Source organism: Gardnerella sp. 26-12 (genome assembly GCF_001660745.1).
In the GTDB taxonomy this organism is placed as follows: domain Bacteria; phylum Actinomycetota; class Actinomycetes; order Actinomycetales; family Bifidobacteriaceae; genus Bifidobacterium; species Bifidobacterium swidsinskii.
Genome location: NZ_LWSR01000107.1, coordinates 1 through 6,031, shown reverse-complemented (window position 1 = coordinate 6,031; position 6,031 = coordinate 1). Strand labels below are relative to the sequence as shown.

5 protein-coding genes are annotated in these 6,031 nt (G+C 42.6%); all 5 read left to right on the top strand.

Annotation, left to right across the window (positions count from 1 at the left end):
* Positions 1–54 precede the first annotated feature (54 nt).
* Positions 55–516, top strand: a complete 462-nt coding sequence (locus tag A5295_RS05360; RefSeq protein WP_064622043.1) for a nucleoside deaminase — start codon at positions 55–57, stop codon at positions 514–516.
* 389 nt (positions 517–905) lie between these two features.
* A complete protein-coding gene (locus A5295_RS05355; protein WP_004109425.1) occupies positions 906–1,916 on the top strand; it encodes a LacI family DNA-binding transcriptional regulator in 1,011 nt (336 codons plus the stop codon).
* A gap of 216 nt (positions 1,917–2,132) precedes the next feature.
* On the top strand, positions 2,133–3,626 hold the full coding sequence (locus A5295_RS05350) for a sugar ABC transporter ATP-binding protein (RefSeq protein ID WP_033888531.1): 1,494 nt from the start codon (positions 2,133–2,135) through the stop codon (positions 3,624–3,626).
* Between the two features lie 171 nt (positions 3,627–3,797).
* Positions 3,798–4,799, top strand: coding sequence for an ABC transporter permease (locus A5295_RS05345; protein WP_004109423.1), 1,002 nt, complete (start codon positions 3,798–3,800; stop codon positions 4,797–4,799).
* A 260-nt stretch (positions 4,800–5,059) separates the two neighbouring features.
* The gene (locus A5295_RS05340) at positions 5,060–6,001 is read left to right on the top strand and encodes a D-ribose ABC transporter substrate-binding protein (RefSeq protein ID WP_064622041.1); all 942 of its coding nucleotides are present in this window, start codon (positions 5,060–5,062) and stop codon (positions 5,999–6,001) included.
* Positions 6,002–6,031: the final 30 nt, after the last annotated feature.

The window sequence follows — 6,031 nt, the reverse complement described above, 5'->3', positions numbered from 1 at the left end:
AGATGTGTATAAGAGACAGTTCTTAATCTGTAAATTAATTTGTAAAGTGATTTCATGAATATGCGCGATGAGATAGTATTTGCAATGAATCAAGCCTTGAATTTGGCTCGAGAGTCTGCTTCTGCAGGCGAAGTCCCAGTTGGAGCAGTTGTGCTTGATGGTAGCGGTAATATTATTGGCAAAGGCGCAAATATGCGAGAGCAGAGCGCTGATCCTTTGGCTCATGCTGAAGTGCTTGCTATGAAAGATGCTGCTACCTCGCGTAAATCTTGGAATCTATCTGACTGTACTCTGGTAGTAACTCTTGAACCTTGCCCTATGTGTGCTGGAGCTGTGCTGCAAACGCGCCTTAAACGCGTGATTTTCGGGGCGTGGGATGCCAAACTTGGTGCGTGTGGTTCTGTATGGGATATTTTGCGAGATCCTCATGTTGGCTCACGTCCGGAAGTCATTGGTTCAGTATGCGAATCTGAGTGTGCTCAACCCTTGCGAAACTTTTTTGCGCATCAACGTTAGATAAGTGTTGCATTATTTTTTAATGTTGCGTTTAATTCAAGATAACGCAGTGCATGAAAAGTAATTTTTAGCGTGTTCCCCTTGTGTTCATTCTAGCAAAATGTTATAGTTGCGGTAACGTTACCGCATGAGGTAAGTTGAAGAAACCGACAATTGTGGGAACGTTATCTCAATTGCGGATTCTATTCAGCGCTGATGAAGCTGCTCATTGAGAATAAGATTGCACAGAGGCTCTTATGCATGGTTGCATAGTGCTGTTTTTCTCCAACGAGAGGAGTATATAGAAAAACGTAGTATAAAACATGGAGTACAAGCTAAAATCAAAACATATCGATAACAGTGCAAAATTGTTAACACTGGTTGAGCATAAGAGATGAGCTGGAGGTGTCATGTCGTACATTACGATTCGCGATGTTGCGCAACGTGCTGGTATATCAGTATCAACTGTTTCTCGCGCATTGAATAATACGGGTCGTATATCGGCAAACACTAAGGCGAAAGTTGAGCGTGCAGTTGCGGAACTAGGTTATATACCAGATTCTCGCGCTCAGGCGATGCGGTCATCTCGTACTAAGACAGTGGGGCTACTTGTGCCAGATATACGCAATGCGTATTTTGCTGAGCTTGCGTATACTGTGCAAGACTCGTTGTTTGATGCCGGCTATTGTGCGTTTATTGGAACATCTTCTGAGAGTGCAGCTCGTCAAGATTCATTCATTACAAGTATTCTTTCTCAACGCATTGATGGTGCGATTATTGTGCCTCAAGGTGAGGAAACTGATGCTATGAGAATGTTGATGGAGCAGCATCTTCCACTTATGTTTATGGATCGACATGTGGAGTCTCGGACTGGCGATTTGACGCATGTGCCAGTTGTGGATTCGGATCCAGAGCAAGGTATTCGTGAAGCATTATTGGATGTTAAACAACATGGTTTTTGCTCAGTTGGCTACGTGTCGGGTCCAATTATCGCTTCACCGTCACTGCAAGAACGTGAACAAGTATTTCGTACAGTGGCTTCGGAGATATTTGGCGAAGAACATGTATTTGTAGAATCTACGGGATTTGAACAATCCTCATGCGCTAGCGTGTTGCATCGCATGATTAGCGTTGGTGTAAAAGCACTTATTGTCGGTTATTCGCCAGATGCGCTGCGAGTGATGGATGTAATGGCTCGTGAAGGATTAGTGATAGGCAGTGACATTTCACTTATCTCGTTTGATGATGTTGAAATATTCCGCTTAGCAACGCCGCGTATTTCTACTATTTCGCAACAAGTTCAGCGCATTGGTCGTACTAGTGCTGCACTTTTTTTGGATATGTTAGAACATAATGTTGATGTTCAATCGCAGCGAGTAGAAACTATGTATATTCCGCGTGAATCGTTAGGAAATGCGTAGCTGTAAGGCTGTTATTCTATAGCTTGACACTATTGTTATTGATTTTTGTACCGTGACTTTGTAAGCGTGTGCAGCAATCACCTGAGCGTACCGTTGTTGTTACGTTTTTGCATGCACATTGCGGCATAATTCTCATCCAAAGTACAAGCGTAATGTAGCGTAATTTATTGCATTTTCGTGGCAGCAGTGGTGCTGTAGCGAAGAAAGAGGTAAGACATGACGGAACTATCGCTAGTAGGAGTATCGAAAATATTCGGTAATTCTACGGTAGTTGACAATGTGTCTGTAACAGTAAAACCAGGTGAAGTGCATGTTCTCCTTGGTGAAAATGGTGCGGGCAAGTCAACAGTTATTAAGATGATGAGCGGCATTTATCAGCCAGATAAAGGTCATATTGAGATCAATGGTGAAACAGCGCGAATTCCTAATGTGGATACTGCTCGCAAATTGGGCATTGCTGTGATTCACCAAGAGTTAAATTTGGTGCCAGAACTTTCTATTATGGAAAATTTGTTCCTTGGTATGCTTCCTACGAAAGCTGGTTTTGTTAGTCGCGCGACGATGCGTGCTCGTGCGGAATCTGCATTGCAAGTTATCGGTTTAGATGAAGATGTCAATAAGCCAATGGGACAACTTGGTGTAGCTCGTCAACAGATGGTAGAAATAGCCAAAGCACTTATGCAGCATGCATCTATCCTTATTCTTGATGAACCAACAGCTGCTCTAACAAAACCAGAATGTGAACAGTTATTTAACATTATGGAAGATTTAAAATCCAAAAATGTTGGAATGGTGTTTATTTCTCATCATTTAGATGAAATTGCGCGTATTGGTGATGTTGTAACCGTACTTCGCGATGGCAAATATGTCGATACTGTTGATGCGCAAGTTCCTGAGAAGGAACTTGTAAAACTCATGGTAGGTCGTGATATTACAAATCAATTCCCTCATGGCAAACGTAGTCAAGGCAAAGAGCTGCTAAAAGTAGAAGGCTTAACGCGAAAAGGTACGTTAGAAAATGTATCCTTCAGCGTTCATGCTGGCGAAGTTGTGGGTCTTGCAGGTTTGGTAGGTGCTGGTCGTACCGAAGTTCTTCGTGCAATATTTGGTGCAGATAGTTATGATTCAGGTTCAATAACTGTTGATGGTAAATCTATTGCAAAAGCGAATATTGCAGGAAGCATCGCAGCTGGTCTTGGTTTAGTCCCAGAAGATCGTCGAGTACAAGGGTTGATTCTTGAAGCATCTGTTGCAGAAAATTTGGGAATTTCTACATTAGTTCCTACAGCACATGCAGGATTTGCGGATTTGAAAGGGCAGCGTACTCGCGAGGAAGAAACTGCAAAAAAATTGCGTATTCGTATGGCAAACATTGATCAACTCGCTGGTTCGCTATCTGGCGGTAATCAACAAAAAATCGTGTTCGGCAAATGGTCTATGGCGAACGTGAAAGTGCTATTGCTGGATGAGCCTACTCGTGGTGTTGATGTTGGTGCTCGTGTAGAAATTTACGAGTTGATTAACAGTATCGTAGAAAATGGAGGTGCTGTGCTGATGGCATCCTCAGATTTGCCTGAAGTGCTTGGCATGTCAGATCGCGTATTGGTGATGTCGAACGGCAGAATCAGCGGTGAATTAGCTGCAAGCGAGGCTACGCAGGAAAGTGTGATGGAACTTGCAGTGACTCACCTTAATACATCTGGTATTTGAGCATACAGGAATGAGTAAAACCTTACTGCTTTCAATATGAAACTGATACATGAGCCATATTGAAATCTTAAAAATTAAAGTTACCAATCAAACGTAAAACTTGCATACAACAATTTATTGCACACAGCAGTGCAGTGAGTTATAGCAAAATTTGTTAAAGGAGTATAAATTATGGCTGCTACGAGTAGTGCAAAATCTGAGCATTTGGGATACGGTGCAGTTGATAAAGGATTTTTGCCTGCAGCGAAAAAGTTTGCATCACGCAATGGCGCTCTTATCGGCTTGATTATCTTGTGTGCTGCGCTTTCGTGCGCCACGCCAGCATTTTTGACAAGTGTGAATATTCTCAATGTGGGTATTCAAGCTGCGACAGTTGCTATTTTGGCATTCGGTCAAACCTTTGTTATCGTGTCCGCTGGTATTGATTTGTCAGTAGGTGCGGTGGCTGCAATTTCTAGTATGTTGGTTGCGTATACAGGCGTTTCTATGGGTTTGCCACCAGTGTTAACTGTTGTTGTAGGCATAGTAACCGGTGCGCTTTTTGGTCTTATTTCAGGTGTTGCAAACGCTTTTCTTAAGTTACCGTCGTTTATTGCTACATTGGCAATGATGTCTGTTGCGCGTGGACTTACCCTTGTTGTTTCAGACGGTCGTCCTATTTCCACTTCTGGCATGGTGAATTTCTTTGGTGCCAAGATATTAGGTATTCCAATGCCAATTGTGATGATGATTATCATGGGTGTTATTGCTGCAGTAATACTGAACTTCACCACTACTGGTCGTTCTATGTATGCTGTTGGTGGAAATATGGAGGCTTCTCGCCTTTCTGGTATCAATATTCATAAAACGCAAATTATGGTGTTTGTTTTTTCCGGTATTTTCGCTGCCATCGCTGGTTTAGTTATTGCCGGTCGTTTACATTCCGCTCAGCCTCAGGCTGCCGCTGGCTATGAAATGGATGCTATTGCTTCTGTTGTTATCGGTGGTGCTTCGCTTTCGGGCGGTAAAGGTAAGATTTCTGGCACTTTCGTAGGAGCAATTTTGCTGGCTGTAATTCGTAATGGCTTGAATATTTTGAATGTTTCCTCCTTCTGGCAGCAAGTAGTTATTGGTTTGGTTATTGCCTTTGCTGTGAGCCTTGACACTTTGCGCCGCAAGGAAGATACGCACTGACAGCAAATTAATACTTTTTATAAACTTGATCTTCTCGTAGGAAGGAGGTGAATCTTGCAAATGTTGATTCGTAAGTGGCGAGTAATCAATATTTTCAGCAAGAATTGAGACGATTTGGAATATTATAACTGAACTTTATAACTCAAAACTACGTAACAATAAGGTAAAGAGATGGTGAAACATCAGCCTTATGTCACTGCAACATTGTGGATTTATCGAACTAAAACTTGCGGTAGCACAGGGCAATAATCAAAGGAGATATGATGAATTATCCAATTATGCGTCGAGGCGTAAAGATTGCTTGCGCGGTTGCAGCAGCATCTGCACTTATTGTCAGCATGAGTGCATGTGGTAGTACTAATGGTGGCGATAAAGTCGCATTGTTAGTTTCTACTTTGAACAATCCGTTCTTTGTGGATTTGCGTGATGGTGCCCAAGCTGAAGCAAAGAAACTTGGTGTTGATTTGCAAGTTTCCGACGCTCAGAATGATTCTGCAAAGCAGCAGGATCAAGCGCAGAATGCTCAATCACAAGGTGCAAAAGCTGTTATTATTAACCCTGTAGATTCTGATGCTGCTGGTCCTGCAGTTGCCCCGTTGCTAAGCGCGAACTTGCCTGTGATTTCTGTTGACCGTTCTGTAACTGGTGAAAAAGTTACTTCGCATATTGCTTCCGATAACGTTGCTGGTGGTGCTCAGGCTGCTGACACGCTAGCTAATAGTATGGGCGAAAAGGGTGAAGTTTTGGTTTTGCAAGGTATTCCTGGAGCGGCTTCTACTCGCGACCGTGGCAAAGGATTCAAAGATCGTATTAAGAAATATTCAAATATTAAAGTTGTAGCAGAACAAACTGCTAACTTTGACCGTGCTGAAGCATTAAATGTGGCTACTAATTTGTTGCAATCGCACCCGAATGCAACCGGCATTTACGCCGAAAATGACGAGATGGCATTAGGTGCCATTCAAGCATTAGGAGCTAAAGCTGGTAAAGAAATTAGAGTAGTCGGTTTCGATGGCACTGCTGACGGTATGAAAGCTATTAAGGCCGGCACAATGGCTGGAACAATTGCTCAGCAGCCAAAGGAACTTGGTCGTTCTGCCGTTGCTGCTGCTGTAAAAGCTATTAAGGGGCAAAGTGTTCCAAAGACTGAACCAATTACTGTGAAAACAGTGACAGTAAAGAATGTGGGTGATTTTGAGTAATACATATTTGCATAAAACTATGTAATTCTG